The sequence below is a fragment of the Bacillus salipaludis genome (genome assembly GCF_030938565.1).
Taxonomy (GTDB): domain Bacteria; phylum Bacillota; class Bacilli; order Bacillales; family Cytobacillaceae; genus Neobacillus; species Neobacillus salipaludis_A.
In genome coordinates, this window is sequence record NZ_JAVGVR010000001.1 from 740,104 (window position 1) to 755,327 (window position 15,224).

General features: G+C 43.3%; 11 protein-coding genes, 10 tRNA genes and 2 rRNA genes. 21 read left to right on the forward strand and 2 right to left on the reverse strand.

Translation table 11 applies throughout. The features are described 5' to 3' along the window. The first annotated feature begins 116 nt into the window (after positions 1 to 116). On the forward strand, positions 117 to 866 hold the full coding sequence (locus RCG21_RS03670; protein WP_308912882.1) for a YqjF family protein: 750 nt from the start codon (positions 117 to 119) through the stop codon (positions 864 to 866). 115 nt (positions 867 to 981) lie between these two features. Next, a complete protein-coding gene (locus RCG21_RS03675; protein ID WP_133339280.1) occupies positions 982 to 1,494 on the forward strand; it encodes a hypothetical protein in 513 nt (170 codons plus the stop codon). 104 nt (positions 1,495 to 1,598) lie between these two features. Here the strand turns inward: RCG21_RS03675 and RCG21_RS03680 are convergent, their stop codons facing one another. Next, the gene (locus RCG21_RS03680) at positions 1,599 to 2,327 is read right to left on the reverse strand and encodes a rhomboid family intramembrane serine protease (RefSeq protein ID WP_133339278.1); all 729 of its coding nucleotides are present in this window, start codon (positions 2,325 to 2,327) and stop codon (positions 1,599 to 1,601) included. Positions 2,328 to 2,406: 79 nt separating this feature from the next. Between RCG21_RS03680 and acpS the strand changes: the two genes are divergently transcribed. From acpS to RCG21_RS03710, 6 genes are all read left to right on the forward strand, one after another. Continuing rightward, positions 2,407 to 2,769, forward strand: coding sequence for a holo-ACP synthase (gene acpS, locus RCG21_RS03685; protein ID WP_133339276.1), 363 nt, complete (start codon positions 2,407 to 2,409; stop codon positions 2,767 to 2,769). A gap of 165 nt (positions 2,770 to 2,934) precedes the next feature. Next, entirely contained in the window at positions 2,935 to 3,948 is a 1,014-nt protein-coding gene (locus RCG21_RS03690; RefSeq protein ID WP_133339274.1) for a LolA family protein, read from the forward strand. A gap of 114 nt (positions 3,949 to 4,062) precedes the next feature. Then, positions 4,063 to 5,220: an alanine racemase gene (gene alr / locus RCG21_RS03695; RefSeq protein WP_133339272.1), complete on the forward strand. Its 1,158-nt coding sequence runs from the start codon at positions 4,063 to 4,065 to the stop codon at positions 5,218 to 5,220. Positions 5,221 to 5,529: 309 nt separating this feature from the next. Next, positions 5,530 to 5,811, forward strand: coding sequence for a CopG family ribbon-helix-helix protein (locus RCG21_RS03700; RefSeq protein WP_026574158.1), 282 nt, complete (start codon positions 5,530 to 5,532; stop codon positions 5,809 to 5,811). A 4-nt stretch (positions 5,812 to 5,815) separates the two neighbouring features. Beyond that, positions 5,816 to 6,166 (forward strand): type II toxin-antitoxin system PemK/MazF family toxin, encoded by a 351-nt coding sequence (locus tag RCG21_RS03705; RefSeq protein WP_026574157.1) that lies wholly within the window; start codon positions 5,816 to 5,818, stop codon positions 6,164 to 6,166. A gap of 185 nt (positions 6,167 to 6,351) precedes the next feature. Then, positions 6,352 to 8,532 carry a Tex family protein gene (locus tag RCG21_RS03710; RefSeq protein ID WP_133339270.1) on the forward strand — a complete coding sequence of 727 codons (2,181 nt, stop codon included), beginning with the start codon at positions 6,352 to 6,354 and terminating at the stop codon, positions 8,530 to 8,532. Positions 8,533 to 8,558: 26 nt separating this feature from the next. On the opposite strand, the gene cmpA is transcribed toward RCG21_RS03710, so the two are convergent. Continuing rightward, entirely contained in the window at positions 8,559 to 8,672 is a 114-nt protein-coding gene (cmpA, locus tag RCG21_RS03715; RefSeq protein ID WP_133339268.1) for a cortex morphogenetic protein CmpA, read from the reverse strand. 156 nt (positions 8,673 to 8,828) lie between these two features. On the opposite strand from cmpA, the gene RCG21_RS03720 reads away from it, so the two are divergent. From RCG21_RS03720 to RCG21_RS03780, 13 genes are all read left to right on the forward strand, one after another. Further along, a complete protein-coding gene (locus RCG21_RS03720) occupies positions 8,829 to 9,302 on the forward strand; it encodes a SprT family protein (RefSeq protein ID WP_133339348.1) in 474 nt (157 codons plus the stop codon). Between the two features lie 109 nt (positions 9,303 to 9,411). After that, a tRNA-Asn gene (locus RCG21_RS03725) sits at positions 9,412 to 9,486 on the forward strand. 3 nt (positions 9,487 to 9,489) lie between these two features. Then, positions 9,490 to 9,577: transfer RNA gene (locus RCG21_RS03730), tRNA-Ser, on the forward strand. Positions 9,578 to 9,585: 8 nt separating this feature from the next. Continuing rightward, positions 9,586 to 9,657: transfer RNA gene (locus RCG21_RS03735), tRNA-Glu, on the forward strand. Between the two features lie 51 nt (positions 9,658 to 9,708). After that, a tRNA-Asp gene (locus RCG21_RS03740) sits at positions 9,709 to 9,785 on the forward strand. A gap of 26 nt (positions 9,786 to 9,811) precedes the next feature. Beyond that, a tRNA-Gln gene (locus tag RCG21_RS03745) sits at positions 9,812 to 9,886 on the forward strand. Between the two features lie 10 nt (positions 9,887 to 9,896). Further along, a tRNA-Leu gene (locus RCG21_RS03750) sits at positions 9,897 to 9,981 on the forward strand. 62 nt (positions 9,982 to 10,043) lie between these two features. Further along, positions 10,044 to 10,129, forward strand: a tRNA-Leu gene (locus tag RCG21_RS03755). Positions 10,130 to 10,190: 61 nt separating this feature from the next. Beyond that, positions 10,191 to 10,267 (forward strand) — tRNA-Arg (locus tag RCG21_RS03760). A 6-nt stretch (positions 10,268 to 10,273) separates the two neighbouring features. Further along, positions 10,274 to 10,350: transfer RNA gene (locus tag RCG21_RS03765), tRNA-Pro, on the forward strand. 14 nt (positions 10,351 to 10,364) lie between these two features. Further along, a tRNA-Gly gene (locus RCG21_RS03770) sits at positions 10,365 to 10,438 on the forward strand. A gap of 110 nt (positions 10,439 to 10,548) precedes the next feature. Continuing rightward, positions 10,549 to 12,098, forward strand: a 16S ribosomal RNA gene (locus tag RCG21_RS03775). A gap of 190 nt (positions 12,099 to 12,288) precedes the next feature. Next, positions 12,289 to 15,224: ribosomal RNA gene (locus RCG21_RS03780) — 23S ribosomal RNA — on the forward strand. Together the 16S and 23S rRNA genes with 10 tRNA genes alongside form the textbook arrangement of a ribosomal RNA operon.

Here is a 15,224-nt window from a genome sequence, read left to right on the forward strand (position 1 = left end):
AACTTATGAATATCAAGATAATACTTAGAAAATAGTCTAGATTTATGTATATAACATCGTATTAAAATTTCAATTTACACTAAACTATATACATATAAAAACAGGGGGATTATGTGATGAATATAATGAATGATCTTAGTCATCGGTCTTGGCCATTACCATCAAAATATTGGATTATGCGACAAACTTGGAGAAATTTATTGTTTTTGCATTGGCCAATTCCACTTAATATACTACGGCCACATATTCCTTCTTCTTTACAAATTGATACGTTTAATGGTTCCGCATGGTTAGGTGTCATTGTATTTGTTTTAGAAGGAATCTATCCCCGTGGAATATCATCTGTTTCCCTAATCCCTAAATTTCCAGAAATGAATGTAAGGACATATGTAACATGCGATGGAAAACCCGGTATTTATTTTTTATCTATTGATGTTGAGAACTGGGCTTCCTTGAAGATTGCAAAAAGATGGTTTCATTTACCGTATTATTCGGCACAAATTTCTTTTCGAAAAGAAGGACAATCCTTTCATATTCATAGTAGTCGGAACGGTAATTTTAATACTCCTATATTATTTAAGGGGAAATACGTTCCGGTATCGGAAGTTTATTTTCCAAAGGAAGGAACACTAGACCATTGGCTTACTGAGCGCTATTGTCTCTATAGTTCGAATAACGGAGGAAACATTTATTGCGGTGAAATACACCATCCGCCTTGGCCGTTGCAAAAGGCAGAAATAGAGATATTCAGGAACACCCTTTTTTCTCCTTTTCATTTTGACATATCTCAAGTGGGTCCTATCGCGCATTTCTCCGCAGGGGTTGAGTCGCTAATGTGGAATATTAAGAAAATACGGACCTATTAAAAATATTTGTTAAGTGGAGGAGTATAAATTTAATTCGTGTATATTTGGGTTAGTCAGGATAAATTATATATTTATGGAATTATTACTGTGAAATACCAATTTGAGGGGGAGCTTAATGGTTAAGCATAAAACGAAAGTTGCATTCTCTTTAGCTGTATTAATTTTTCCTTGGCTAACCGTTCCTTTTATGGGAATAAGAAGTTTTTTGAGGTTTTTACCTGTAGCAAGCTTTACCAATTTATTTTTAAGCGTATTCAGCCTAATTTGTTATAAGAAAAAATGGTGGATCACTAAAAGTCCTATATCTCCTGGTCCAATAGATTTTACATTTATATTGGGTCCTTTTTTTGTAGCAACACTTTGGATCTTTAAATTAACATTCGGAAATTTTCCAAAGTACTTACTTACAAATATGGTGTTGGATGTCATAAATGCTTTCCCGTTACCCTATATAGGGAAAAAATTCGGAGTTGTCAAATTTATAAAGATGAAACATACTACCTGGTATTTTATTTGTATATTCTTGTCGGTTATTATTTATGGCTTTCAGTATGTTGTAGAACAATCAATTAAGAGGGCTGCTAGTCTTAAAAACGCAGAGTTTTCATTTAATAAAGAATCAAGATAGGTTTAAAGAAATACTTCTCACTCCACGAACTTTTTGTTAGAATTCACTGTTCCTTATAAAAATATCTTTGAAAAGGGAAAAACCTCCAAGAATGGAGGTTCCTTTTATTTTCGAGAGAAAATGCCAATGATGACGATTGATATAACGATTCCCCAAATTAAAATTTTTAGGGGGGATTTAGAAGTAAACAGTCGTCTTTTTCCGCTTGCCCAATAAGTAGCATCCTTAATTGAATTGGAAAGCTCCTTTTTGTTGTAATAAGGAATCACTCCAAGGAAAAATCCACCAAGTAATCCGAATAAATGGGCGGTAATATTAATATTTGGCTGTAAAAATGTCATAATTAAACTGAGGACGCAAAGAACAAGGATAATATGTGAGTTTTGTCTTGAAAGCCAATTTTTACGAAAAATAATAATCGCTACATAATATCCAAAAAGGCCAAAAATTGCTCCACTTGAGCCGACGTGGGTATAGCTGAGCGGCTCAAGGAGAAGCGTTGCGAGGTTGGCAATCAGTCCTGATACAAGATAGACCAATAGAAATTTAACCCCGCCAAGCATTCGTTCAAGCGCTGGGCCGAACAGCAGCAAAGAAACACTATTAAAAAGCATATGGGTAAAACCGCTATGTAAAAAGGTCGGTGTAATGAGCCGCCAGTATTCTCCCTCCAAAATATAAAGGTTTACACCTGACAGATGTTCAAAAAACCAGTAGTTTGGAAAGATAGGCAGTACGGTGAAAAGAAATAAGACTACATGAATGGTAATAATAGTAGAAACAATTGGATACAAACGGATAAATTCACGAAAGGTTTCCGTTCTTGTAAACATATATGTACCTCCGGGAGCATTTGCGACTTGTACATTATTATTTATGCTGTTTATAAACAAAATAGAAGGATGATGAAGCATGATTAAAGGGATTGGGATTGATATTATTGAATTGTCACGGGTTCAGGATTTATTACATAGACACCGAAAATTAATTGACCGAATTTTAACTGACCAAGAGAAACAAAAATTCGAGGTGCTTTCCGAGCGAAGACAGGTTGAATTTTTAGCCGGAAGATTTGCAGCAAAAGAGGCTTTTTCGAAAGCTGTCGGCACAGGGATTGGAAAAGAGCTGTCCTTTTTGGATATTGAAATTGACTCGGATTCTTTAGGGAAGCCCTATTTGGTAAAGCCGGAAATCAAGGGCCATTTATCTATTTCTCATAGCAAGGAATATGTCGTGGCCCAAGTGATTATTGAGAATGAAGTGATAAAAAATTAACTGCTTGACCCTCCTCATTAGCATATTCCTAAAGGTTGTCTCATATATTCATAGAGAATTAGGAGAGACAAGGTCAGCTATGGTCATTTTGATAAGCGATTATTCTGGCCCCTGCCTTTCTCTTCTCCATAATCATATGAAATGAGACAAGAAGGGGTTGAAGGAATGAGGAAAAAGTTGATGCTGCTGATCACGGGACTAATGGTCATCTTTTTGCTGGCAGCTTGTGGGTCGAAGTCTCAGGGTGATGTAGTAAAAGAGTTAAGTGGTAAACTTAATGACCTATCGGGTTATAAAGTAAATGCAAAAATGACCCTAAAAATGGGCACGGATTCTCAAGTGTATAATGTTGAAATCTGGCAAAAGGACAAGAAGTTTTATCGAGTAAATCTAAAAAATGCCGAAAAAGACCAAAGTCAAATGATTTTAAGGAATGACGAAGGGGTATTCGTTCTAACTCCAGCCCTAAATAAGAGCTTCAAATTTCAGAGCGATTGGCCGCAAAACAGCAGCCAGGCCTATCTATATGAATCATTAATTAAAGATATTATGATGGATAAAGAGGCAAAATTCTCCTCAACCAAGGACTACTATGTATTTGAAACGAAAACACGCTATCAAAATAATAGCATGCTTCCATTCCAAGAAATTAAACTAAATAAGAAGGATTTATCACCGGCAGTGGTTAAAGTAATGGATCCTGACCGAAATCCACTTGTAACAGTTCAATTTGAAAAAGTGAAGTTTAATGCAAGCTTTGATAAAGACGATTTTAAATTGAAAAAGAATATGACAAGAGCACAAATTGGAATGCCGGCAATGGCAGAACCAAAAGATGCTGCTTTTACGGTTAAATATCCAACAGCCAAAATTTCAGGTACGAAGTTAATTAAGGAAGATGAAGTAAGCATTGAAGACGGCAAACGGGTTGTATTAACCTATGACGGCAAAAAATCCTTTACACTTGTACAGGAAAAGGTAACAGTGAAAGATGCATCCACTTCTCCGACGTACGTGGAAGGGGATTTGGTAGATTTGGGAACGACCATTGGCGCTGTATCAGATCACTCTATTTCTTGGACACAAGACGGGGTCGATTACATGATTGCTTCGAAAAATCTGTCAAGGGATGAAATGATTGAAGTAGCACAATCTGTACAGGGTGATGCTGTTAAATAGGATATCTTGTAGCAGGCTCTTTTAGAGCCTGTTTTCTTTTTGATTTGGAGCAATTAAATTGTTTTATGATAAAATAATATTGGAGTTTAATTATCGTTTTTAGGAAGTGGAAAAATGGAAGAGCGCAGCTTTTTCTATCGAGATACATGGGCGGAAGTAGACTTGGATTGTATTCATACGAATGTTTCGTCCGTTAAAAAGCTTCTGCCCAAAGAGGTGGAAATCATTGCAGTTGTAAAAGCAAATGCTTACGGCCACGGGGATGTACAAGTGGCCAGAGAAGCGCTTGATGCAGGTGCAACCCAATTGGCCGTTGCCTTTATGGATGAAGCCCTTGCTTTAAGAAAGAAAGGAATAACAGCACCGATTCTTGTGTTAGGTGCCAGCCGTGCTGAGGATGTACAAATGGCTGCAGATAAACAAATAACCCTTACCGTTTTTCAAAAGGATTGGCTGCTTGAAGCCCAAAGACATTTAAAAACAGATAGCAGGGTGTCTGTTCACATAAAGCTGGATACGGGAATGGGTAGACTTGGTATTCGCAGTAAAGAAGAAGTTGAAGATTTTGAGCAACTGGTATCCCTTGATCAGCGTTTTCACCTTGAAGGAATCTTTACTCATTTCGCTACAGCAGATGAACTGAATCAAAATTATTTCAATCAGCAATTCGAGCTTTTTCAAGAGTTGGTAAGTGTGCTGAAGGTACGGCCAAAGTATGTTCATTGCAGTAATAGCGCCGCAACGCTTAGATTTCAAAGCGGCATTTATAACGCCGTTCGTCTGGGGATTGCTATGTACGGATTGACACCATCCCTTGAGATGGAACCTGAAATCCCATTTTCTTTGAATGAAGCCTTTTCACTGCACTCAAAACTTGTCCATGTAAAACAACTGAGTAAAGGTGATAAAATAAGTTACGGTGCTACGTATGAGGCAAGCGGGGATGAATGGATTGGAACCGTGCCCGTTGGCTATGCAGATGGGTGGATTCGAAAATTGCAGGGTCAGGAAGTATTAGTCAATGGAATACGTGTGCCAATTGTCGGCAGAATCTGTATGGACCAATTCATGGTGCGGCTACCACATGAGGTACCTGTTGGCACGAATGTAACGTTAATTGGGAAAGACAACAATCAGTTTATATCTGTCAATGAAATTGCAAAAAAAATGGAGACCATCAATTACGAGGTTCCGTGTATTATAACGAATCGAGTCCCTCGTCTATATATAAAAGGCGGGAAAACGGCCGAAATAAAAAACTATCTTCTTTAGAAAAAACGCTAATTTTGATAAATAAACTATGTTGATTGGGGAGCGTAGCGACGAGGAGGCTCTCCGAACCGCTTGTGCCTAGAGCGGAAATCAACAACTAAGTTAAACAGAGCCTTAGAAAAAAGAAGGCGTATTTATTAAATTTAAACATATTTATATTATTGCGGACTTTTTATGCATAAAAGCATCTTTTATTGGCTTATAATACAATAGTATTATAATTAGTCTATGCATTTAGGTTGAATAGTGTTATTATAAAATATGGTACAGAGAAAAATTGGTGTGTAGTGATGGTGGAGGTGTATGTTTGTGTCTGAATCCGGCGCAACTACGGAGATCTTAGTGAAATTACCGCAACATCTTTTAACCGAGTTAGATGGTTTTGTAAAGCTTGAAAATGTGAATCGCAGCGAATTTATTTATCAAGCAACAAAAATGTATTTACGCGAACGTAAAAAAAGACAAATTCGCGAATCCATGAGACGTGGATATATGGAAATGGCTAAGATTAATTTAAGGATTGCATCTGAAGCATTTCAAGCAGAATACGAGGCAGAACACACAGTAGAACGTCTTGTAAGCGGAGGATAATCCTTTGATTGTCAAGCGTGGTGACGTATATTTCGCGGACCTATCCCCAGTTGTTGGTTCTGAACAAGGCGGCGTCCGTCCTGTACTTGTCATCCAAAACGACATCGGGAATCGGTTTAGTCCCACCGTTATTGTTGCAGCGATTACAGCTCAAATTCAAAAAGCGAAGCTTCCGACTCATGTTGAAATAGACGCGAAGCGCTACGGTTTTGAACGAGACTCAGTCATTCTTTTAGAACAAATTCGTACAATAGATAAGCAGCGGTTAACCGATAAAATTACCCATCTCGATGACGAAATGATGGAAAAAGTGGATGATGCCTTGCGTGTAAGCATCGGTCTCATCGAATTTTAGCTAAGCACGCTCTTTTTGAAAGGGCGTTTTTTTATACATATTCTACTCTTCTACTGTGTTTTTCTGCTGAAAGCAAGCCCGCCGGCTTGCTTTTTTGTTGCTAAAAAAGCAAAACCATGGTTGGTGAATCGCTCAGTTTTATTTGATACAATAATATGGAAATGATGAAGTGGAGGATTGTTTAAGTGAATGATACAGTCGTAAAAGATGAGCAGTTGTTGTTTGGTAAGATTGCATCCGAGCAAGCAATTTCCGCCAAGCAAGTTAAAAGTGTGATTTCTTTGCTAAACGAAGGCAATACAGTACCTTTTATTGCCCGTTACCGTAAGGAAATGACTGGAGCGCTTGATGAAGTGCAGATTCGCAATATTTTAGAACGCTGGCAGTATATTCAAAACCTCGAACAACGTAAAGAAGAGGTTCTGAGGATCATTGCTGAACAAGGAAAACTAACTGAAGATTTGAACAAGAGCATCACCCGTGCTGAAAAGCTTCAGGAGGTTGAAGATTTATATCGGCCTTATAAACAAAAACGCCGAACAAAAGCAACCGTTGCAAAAGAAAAAGGTTTGGAACCTTTTGCAGAGTGGCTTATGACTTTCACAAAAGAAAATGTGGAAAATAAGGCACAGGAGTTCTTATCTGAAGAAAAAGAAGTCCTTTCCGTTGAGGATGCCATTGCGGGAGCTAAAGATATCATCGCGGAATGGGTAAGTGATGATGCTGAAGGGCGAAAATGGGTTCGGAAAGAAACCTTTAAATCTGGTACAGTCTCATCAGCAGTTAAGGAAGAGGACAAGGACGAAAAGAAAGTTTATGAAATGTATTATGAATATGAAGAACCTGTAAGCAAAATTGTGCCCCATCGTATTCTAGCTCTTAATCGCGGCGAAAAGGAAGATATTTTACGAGTTTCAATCAAAATGAATACGGATCTAATCTTGAATTATCTTTCGAAAAAGTGGATTCGTAATCAGCATTCACCTGCGGCACCAAGTGTAGTTGAGGCGATCGAAGATAGTTATAAAAGATTAATCCAGCCCTCTATTGAAAGAGAAATTCGCAGTGAACTAACTGATAAAGCAGAGGAGCAGGCGATACATATTTTTTCTGAAAATCTTCGGAATTTGCTTTTGCAACCGCCGCTTAAAGGAAAAGTCGTAATCGGAGTCGATCCGGCATATCGAACAGGCTGTAAACTTGCTGTTGTGGATGAAACTGGAAAGGTTCTAAAGATTGATGTCATTTACCCACATCCACCGGTTTCAAAAACAAAAGAGGCTAAAGAAAAGTTCATCCAAATTTTACGTGAGTATAAGGTAGAAATGGCTGCCATCGGAAACGGTACGGCATCAAGAGAAACAGAGCAGTTCGTGGCGGATATCTTAAAAGAGATGGACGAAGAAATTTTTTATTTAATTGTCAATGAAGCGGGAGCTAGTGTTTACTCCGCATCTGATTTAGCAAGAGAAGAGTTTCCGAATTTCCAAGTAGAAGAGAGAAGTGCTGTATCGATTGCCCGGCGCTTACAGGACCCGCTTGCTGAGCTGGTGAAGATTGACCCGAAATCTGTAGGAGTGGGTCAATACCAGCATGATGTTTCCCAAAAACGATTATCAGAATCGCTAAATTTCGTGGTGGAGACCGCGGTTAACCGTGTAGGGGTCAATGTGAATACTGCATCATCGTCCCTTTTGCAAAATGTTGCGGGTTTAACCAAAACGGCGGCAAACAATATTGTGAAAAAACGGGAAGAGGAAGGGAAATTTACAAGCAGAGTTCAACTAAAAAAGGTACCGCGGCTTGGGGCAAAAACATATGAACAAGCAATAGGGTTCCTGCGGGTAATTGATGGAAAAGAGCCTCTGGATCGTACGGGAATTCATCCGGAAAACTATGATGAAGTGAAAAAGTTATTATCCACCCTTGGATTTTCAACAAAAGATTTAGGTGCAGACGAGTTAAAGGAAGCTCTTAATGGCCTAGACTTAAAAAGTGTTTCAGAAGAGTTAGCGATAGGAGAATTAACCTTAAAGGATATCATCGACGCTTTAGTAAGACCGGAAAGAGATCCGCGTGATGACTTACCCCGTCCTCTATTAAAAAAGGATGTTTTAAAATTAGAGGATCTGAAACCTGGGATGGAACTTCAAGGTACAGTTCGTAACGTGGTTGATTTTGGTGCCTTTATTGACATCGGCGTAAAACAGGATGGATTAGTCCATATATCAAAGCTAAGCAATCGATTTGTTAAGCACCCATTAGATATTGTGTCCGTTGGGGATGTTGTGACAGTTTGGGTAGATTCTGTTGATATGAACAAGGGACGTGTAGCATTAACGATGTTGCCACCAGCAAAGCAATAATCAAGCTGTGAAGGAAAACACTGCTTTTAAGGGCAGTGTTTTTTTCTGTAAAAAAACCAGCATTGGTTTAAAAGCTTGATTTGATAACGGTTCTTTTCATAAAAGGCTCTTTTCATTTGGTTTTGAAACCAAGTCGGCATAGTAAAACCTCCTGAAAGTAAATCATTAAAGGTAAATACAATATATGCTATAATAGGTTGTCACGTTCACTAGAAATATGAAGGTATTTGTTATTTTGTACCGTATTGAAAGTTTTTGAAGAAGAAAATAGTGAAGTGGAAAGTGTGGGAAGAAAAATGGAGGCACCAGAGCTTCAAAGACTGGTTGAAAGGATATCCATTGAAGTGTTTGGAAAACCTTTTCTACATCAAGCTGCGTTTAATTCTAGATTGCGGTCAACAGGCGGAAGATACCTGTTAGGTACACATAATATTGAAATTAATAAAAAGTATCTAGAGCAATTTGGAGAGAATGAATTAATTGGGATTATTAAGCATGAGCTTTGTCATTATCATCTCCATCTTGAAGGAAAAGGGTATCAGCATCGTGATCCTGAATTTAAATGGTTGCTAAAGAAAGTTGGGGCACCCCGATTTTGTACACCACTAAAGGAGAAAGCTCCAAAGAGAACCTTTAAAAAAATACTCCTATATGAGTGCACAAACTGCTGCCTCCGTTATCAAAGAAAGAGAAGTATCGATACAAGCCGGTATGTTTGCGGGAAATGCCGAGGGAGACTGAAGAAAATTAAAGAAGTAATCCAAGAATAGCGTAAGAAAATGGAAAATGATTTTCTTGAAAAATGATGTTGACTTTGAATCCTAACGTCATTATAATATGAAGAGTCGATAAGGTAATTGCCTTATTAAATCTTACTATTCCGCAGTAGCTCAGTGGTAGAGCTATCGGCTGTTAACCGATCGGTCGTAGGTTCGAGTCCTACCTGCGGAGCCATATGGGGAAGTACTCAAGAGGCTGAAGAGGCGCCCCTGCTAAGGGTGTAGGTCGGGTAACCGGCGCGAGGGTTCAAATCCCTCCTTCTCCGTAGTTAAAGGCCCCTTGGTCAAGCGGTTAAGACACCGCCCTTTCACGGCGGTAACACGGGTTCGAATCCCGTAGGGGTCATCAGGGATGGGAAATGAACAATAGCTCATTTCCTGTTTCTCAAAAGATAATGGTCTGGTAGTTCAGTTGGTTAGAATGCCTGCCTGTCACGCAGGAGGTCGCGGGTTCGAGTCCCGTCCAGACCGCCATTTTTTATTTTTCAATCGTTTTTTGATGGGCTATAGCCAAGCGGTAAGGCAACGGACTTTGACTCCGTCATTCGTTGGTTCGAATCCAGCTAGCCCAGCCATCTTAAATATGCGGGTGTGGCGGAATTGGCAGACGCACCAGACTTAGGATCTGGCGCCGCAAGGCGTGGGGGTTCGACTCCCTTCACCCGCACCATTAATTACCACTTGAAATAAGCGTGTAATTTTGATATGATTACTTTTGTCGCTAATTTATACGCGGTCGTGGCGGAATGGCAGACGCGCTAGGTTGAGGGCCTAGTGGGGGCAACCCCGTGGAGGTTCAAGTCCTCTCGGCCGCACCAAAATTACTCTTGACAAGACGAAATGGATTTGTTAAGATATAAAAGTTGCTTGTAAAATATTGCGCCCGTAGCTCAATTGGATAGAGCGTTTGACTACGGATCAAAAGGTTATGGGTTCGACTCCTTTCGGGCGCGCCATTATTACGGGAAGTAGCTCAGCTTGGTAGAGCACTTGGTTTGGGACCAAGGGGTCGCAGGTTCGAATCCTGTCTTCCCGACCAGTTAAATATAATACGCGGGTGTAGTTTAGTGGTAAAACCACAGCCTTCCAAGCTGTTGTTGTGGGTTCGATTCCCATCACCCGCTCCAAATTGATTTTGTGATTGTTCTTTGAAAACTAAACAAACAAAAACGTCAACAAACAATAATATTCATTTCTTTTGAAATGAAGCCAACGTAACATTCGAGCTAAATCAACTTTCTTGGAGAGTTTGATCCTGGCTCAGGACGAACGCTGGCGGCGTGCCTAATACATGCAAGTCGAGCGAATCAATAGGAGCTTGCTCCTGTTGGTTAGCGGCGGACGGGTGAGTAACACGTGGGCAACCTGCCTGTAAGACTGGGATAACTTCGGGAAACCGGAGCTAATACCGGATAATCCTTTTCCTCTCATGAGGAAAAGCTGAAAGTCGGTTTCGGCTGACACTTACAGATGGGCCCGCGGCGCATTAGCTAGTTGGTGAGGTAACGGCTCACCAAGGCGACGATGCGTAGCCGACCTGAGAGGGTGATCGGCCACACTGGGACTGAGACACGGCCCAGACTCCTACGGGAGGCAGCAGTAGGGAATCTTCCGCAATGGACGAAAGTCTGACGGAGCAACGCCGCGTGAGCGATGAAGGCCTTCGGGTCGTAAAGCTCTGTTGTTAGGGAAGAACAAGTATCGGAGTAACTGCCGGTACCTTGACGGTACCTAACCAGAAAGCCACGGCTAACTACGTGCCAGCAGCCGCGGTAATACGTAGGTGGCAAGCGTTGTCCGGAATTATTGGGCGTAAAGCGCGCGCAGGCGGTCCTTTAAGTCTGATGTGAAAGCCCACGGCTCAACCGTGGAGGGTCATTGGAAACTGGGGGACTTGAGTGCAGAAGAGGAAAGCGGAATTCCACGTGTAGCGGTGAAATGCGTAGAGATGTGGAGGAACACCAGTGGCGAAGGCGGCTTTCTGGTCTGTAACTGACGCTGAGGCGCGAAAGCGTGGGGAGCAAACAGGATTAGATACCCTGGTAGTCCACGCCGTAAACGATGAGTGCTAAGTGTTAGAGGGTTTCCGCCCTTTAGTGCTGCAGCTAACGCATTAAGCACTCCGCCTGGGGAGTACGGCCGCAAGGCTGAAACTCAAAGGAATTGACGGGGGCCCGCACAAGCGGTGGAGCATGTGGTTTAATTCGAAGCAACGCGAAGAACCTTACCAGGTCTTGACATCCTCTGACACTCCTAGAGATAGGACTTTCCCCTTCGGGGGACAGAGTGACAGGTGGTGCATGGTTGTCGTCAGCTCGTGTCGTGAGATGTTGGGTTAAGTCCCGCAACGAGCGCAACCCTTGATCTTAGTTGCCAGCATTTAGTTGGGCACTCTAAGGTGACTGCCGGTGACAAACCGGAGGAAGGTGGGGATGACGTCAAATCATCATGCCCCTTATGACCTGGGCTACACACGTGCTACAATGGATGGTACAAAGGGCTGCGAAACCGCGAGGTTTAGCCAATCCCATAAAACCATTCTCAGTTCGGATTGTAGGCTGCAACTCGCCTACATGAAGCCGGAATCGCTAGTAATCGCGGATCAGCATGCCGCGGTGAATACGTTCCCGGGCCTTGTACACACCGCCCGTCACACCACGAGAGTTTGTAACACCCGAAGTCGGTGGGGTAACCGTAAGGAGCCAGCCGCCTAAGGTGGGACAGATGATTGGGGTGAAGTCGTAACAAGGTAGCCGTATCGGAAGGTGCGGCTGGATCACCTCCTTTCTAAGGATAATGCAGTCCTCATGGACTGATAAGAAGTTGACTGTTTCTTGTTTGTTTAGTTTTGAGGGAGCAATTTTCTCTCAAAACATTGTTCTTTGAAAACTAGATAATCGTAAGAAGAAGTAACCAAGTAAAAACCGAGTAATCGCCATTTTAGTTTTTCTCTCTAATTTTAGAGTAAAACCTTTTAGGTTAAGTTAGAAAGGGCGCACGGTGAATGCCTTGGCACTAGGAGCCGATGAAGGACGGGACTAACACCGATATGCTTCGGGGAGCTGTAAGTAAGCTTTGATCCGGAGATTTCCGAATGGGGGAACCCACTGTTCGTAATGGAGCAGTATCTTTATCTGAATACATAGGATAATGAAGGCAGACCCGGGGAACTGAAACATCTAAGTACCCGGAGGAAGAGAAAGCAAACGCGATTCCCTGAGTAGCGGCGAGCGAAACGGGAACAGCCCAAACCGAAAGGCTTGCCTTTCGGGGTTGTAGGACACTCAACATGGAGTTACAAAGGAACGGGGTAGATGAAGCGATCTGGAAAGGTCCGTCATAGAAGGTAAAAACCCTGTAGTTGAAACTTCGTTCCCTCCTGAGTGGATCCTGAGTACGGCCGGACACGTGAAATCCGGTCGGAAGCAGGGAGGACCATCTCCCAAGGCTAAATACTCCCTAGTGACCGATAGTGAACCAGTACCGTGAGGGAAAGGTGAAAAGCACCCCGGAAGGGGAGTGAAATAGTTCCTGAAACCGTGTGCCTACAAGTAGTCAGAGCCCGTTTATGGGTGATGGCGTGCCTTTTGTAGAATGAACCGGCGAGTTACGATTACATGCAAGGTTAAGTTGATGAGACGGAGCCGCAGCGAAAGCGAGTCTGAATAGGGCGAATGAGTATGTGGTCGTAGACCCGAAACCAGGTGATCTACCCATGTCCAGGGTGAAGTCCAGGTAACACTGGATGGAGGCCCGAACCCACGCACGTTGAAAAGTGCGGGGATGAGGTGTGGGTAGCGGAGAAATTCCAATCGAACTTGGAGATAGCTGGTTCTCTCCGAAATAGCTTTAGGGCTAGCCTCACGAAGTAAGAGTCTTGGAGGTAGAGCACTGTTTGGACTAGGGGCCCTCATCGGGTTACCGAATTCAGACAAACTCCGAATGCCAATGACTTATCCGTGGGAGTCAGACTGCGAGTGATAAGATCCGTAGTCAAAAGGGAAACAGCCCAGACCACCAGCTAAGGTCCCAAAGTATACGTTAAGTGGAAAAGGATGTGGAGTTGCTTAGACAACCAGGATGTTGGCTTAGAAGCAGCCACCATTTAAAGAGTGCGTAATAGCTCACTGGTCGAGTGACTCTGCGCCGAAAATGTACCGGGGCTAAACGTATCACCGAAGCTGTGGGTGGACACCATTAGGTGTCTGCGGTAGGAGAGCGTTCTAAGGGCGTTGAAGCTAGACCGTAAGGACTGGTGGAGCGCTTAGAAGTGAGAATGCCGGTATGAGTAGCGAAAGATGAGTGAGAATCTCATCCACCGAATGCCTAAGGTTTCCTGAGGAAGGCTCGTCCGCTCAGGGTTAGTCGGGACCTAAGCCGAGGCCGAAAGGCGTAGGCGATGGACAACAGGTTGATATTCCTGTACCACCTCTTTATCGTTTGAGTGATGGGGGGACGCAGGAGGATAGGGTAAGCGCGCTATTGGATATGCGCGTCCAAGCAGTTAGGCTGAGAAGTAGGAAAATCCGCTTCTCGCGAAGGCTGAGCTGTGACGGCGAGGGAAATTTAGTACCGAAGTTCCTGATTCCACACTGCCAAGAAAAGCCTCTAGCGAGATAAAAGGTGCCCGTACCGCAAACCGACACAGGTAGGCGAGGAGAGAATCCTAAGGTGAGCGAGAGAACTCTCGTTAAGGAACTCGGCAAAATGACCCCGTAACTTCGGGAGAAGGGGTGCTCTTTGAGGTGAATAGCCTCGAAGAGCCGCAGTGAATAGGCCCAGGCGACTGTTTAGCAAAAACACAGGTCTCTGCGAAGCCGTAAGGCGAAGTATAGGGGCTGACGCCTGCCCGGTGCTGGAAGGTTAAGAGGAGGGGTTAGCGCAAGCGAAGCTCTGAATCGAAGCCCCAGTAAACGGCGGCCGTAACTATAACGGTCCTAAGGTAGCGAAATTCCTTGTCGGGTAAGTTCCGACCCGCACGAAAGGCGTAACGATCTGGGCACTGTCTCAACGAGAGACTCGGTGAAATTATAGTACCTGTGAAGATGCAGGTTACCCGCGACAGGACGGAAAGACCCCATGGAGCTTTACTGTAGCCTGATATTGAATTTTGGTACAGCTTGTACAGGATAGGTAGGAGCCGTAGAAGCCGGAGCGCTAGCTTCGGTGGAGGCGTCGGTGGGATACTACCCTGGCTGTATTGAAATTCTAACCCGCACCCCTGATCGGGGTGGGAGACAGTGTCAGGTGGGCAGTTTGACTGGGGCGGTCGCCTCCTAAAGAGTAACGGAGGCGCCCAAAGGTTCCCTCAGAATGGTTGGAAATCATTCGCAGAGTGTAAAGGCATAAGGGAGCTTGACTGCGAGACCTACAAGTCGAGCAGGGACGAAAGTCGGGCTTAGTGATCCGGTGGTTCCGCATGGAAGGGCCATCGCTCAACGGATAAAAGCTACCCTGGGGATAACAGGCTTATCTCCCCCAAGAGTCCACATCGACGGGGAGGTTTGGCACCTCGATGTCGGCTCATCGCATCCTGGGGCTGTAGTCGGTCCCAAGGGTTGGGCTGTTCGCCCATTAAAGCGGTACGCGAGCTGGGTTCAGAACGTCGTGAGACAGTTCGGTCCCTATCCGTCGTGGGCGCAGGAAATTTGAGAGGAGCTGTCCTTAGTACGAGAGGACCGGGATGGACGCACCGCTGGTGTACCAGTTGTCTTGCCAAAGGCATCGCTGGGTAGCTATGTGCGGACGGGATAAGTGCTGAAAGCATCTAAGCATGAAGCCCCCCTCAAGATGAGATTTCCCATAGCGTCAAGCTAGTAAGATCCCTGAAAGATGATCAGGTTGATAGGTCAGAGGTGGAAGCATGGCGACATGTGGAGCTGACTGATACTAATCGATCGAGGACTTAACCAA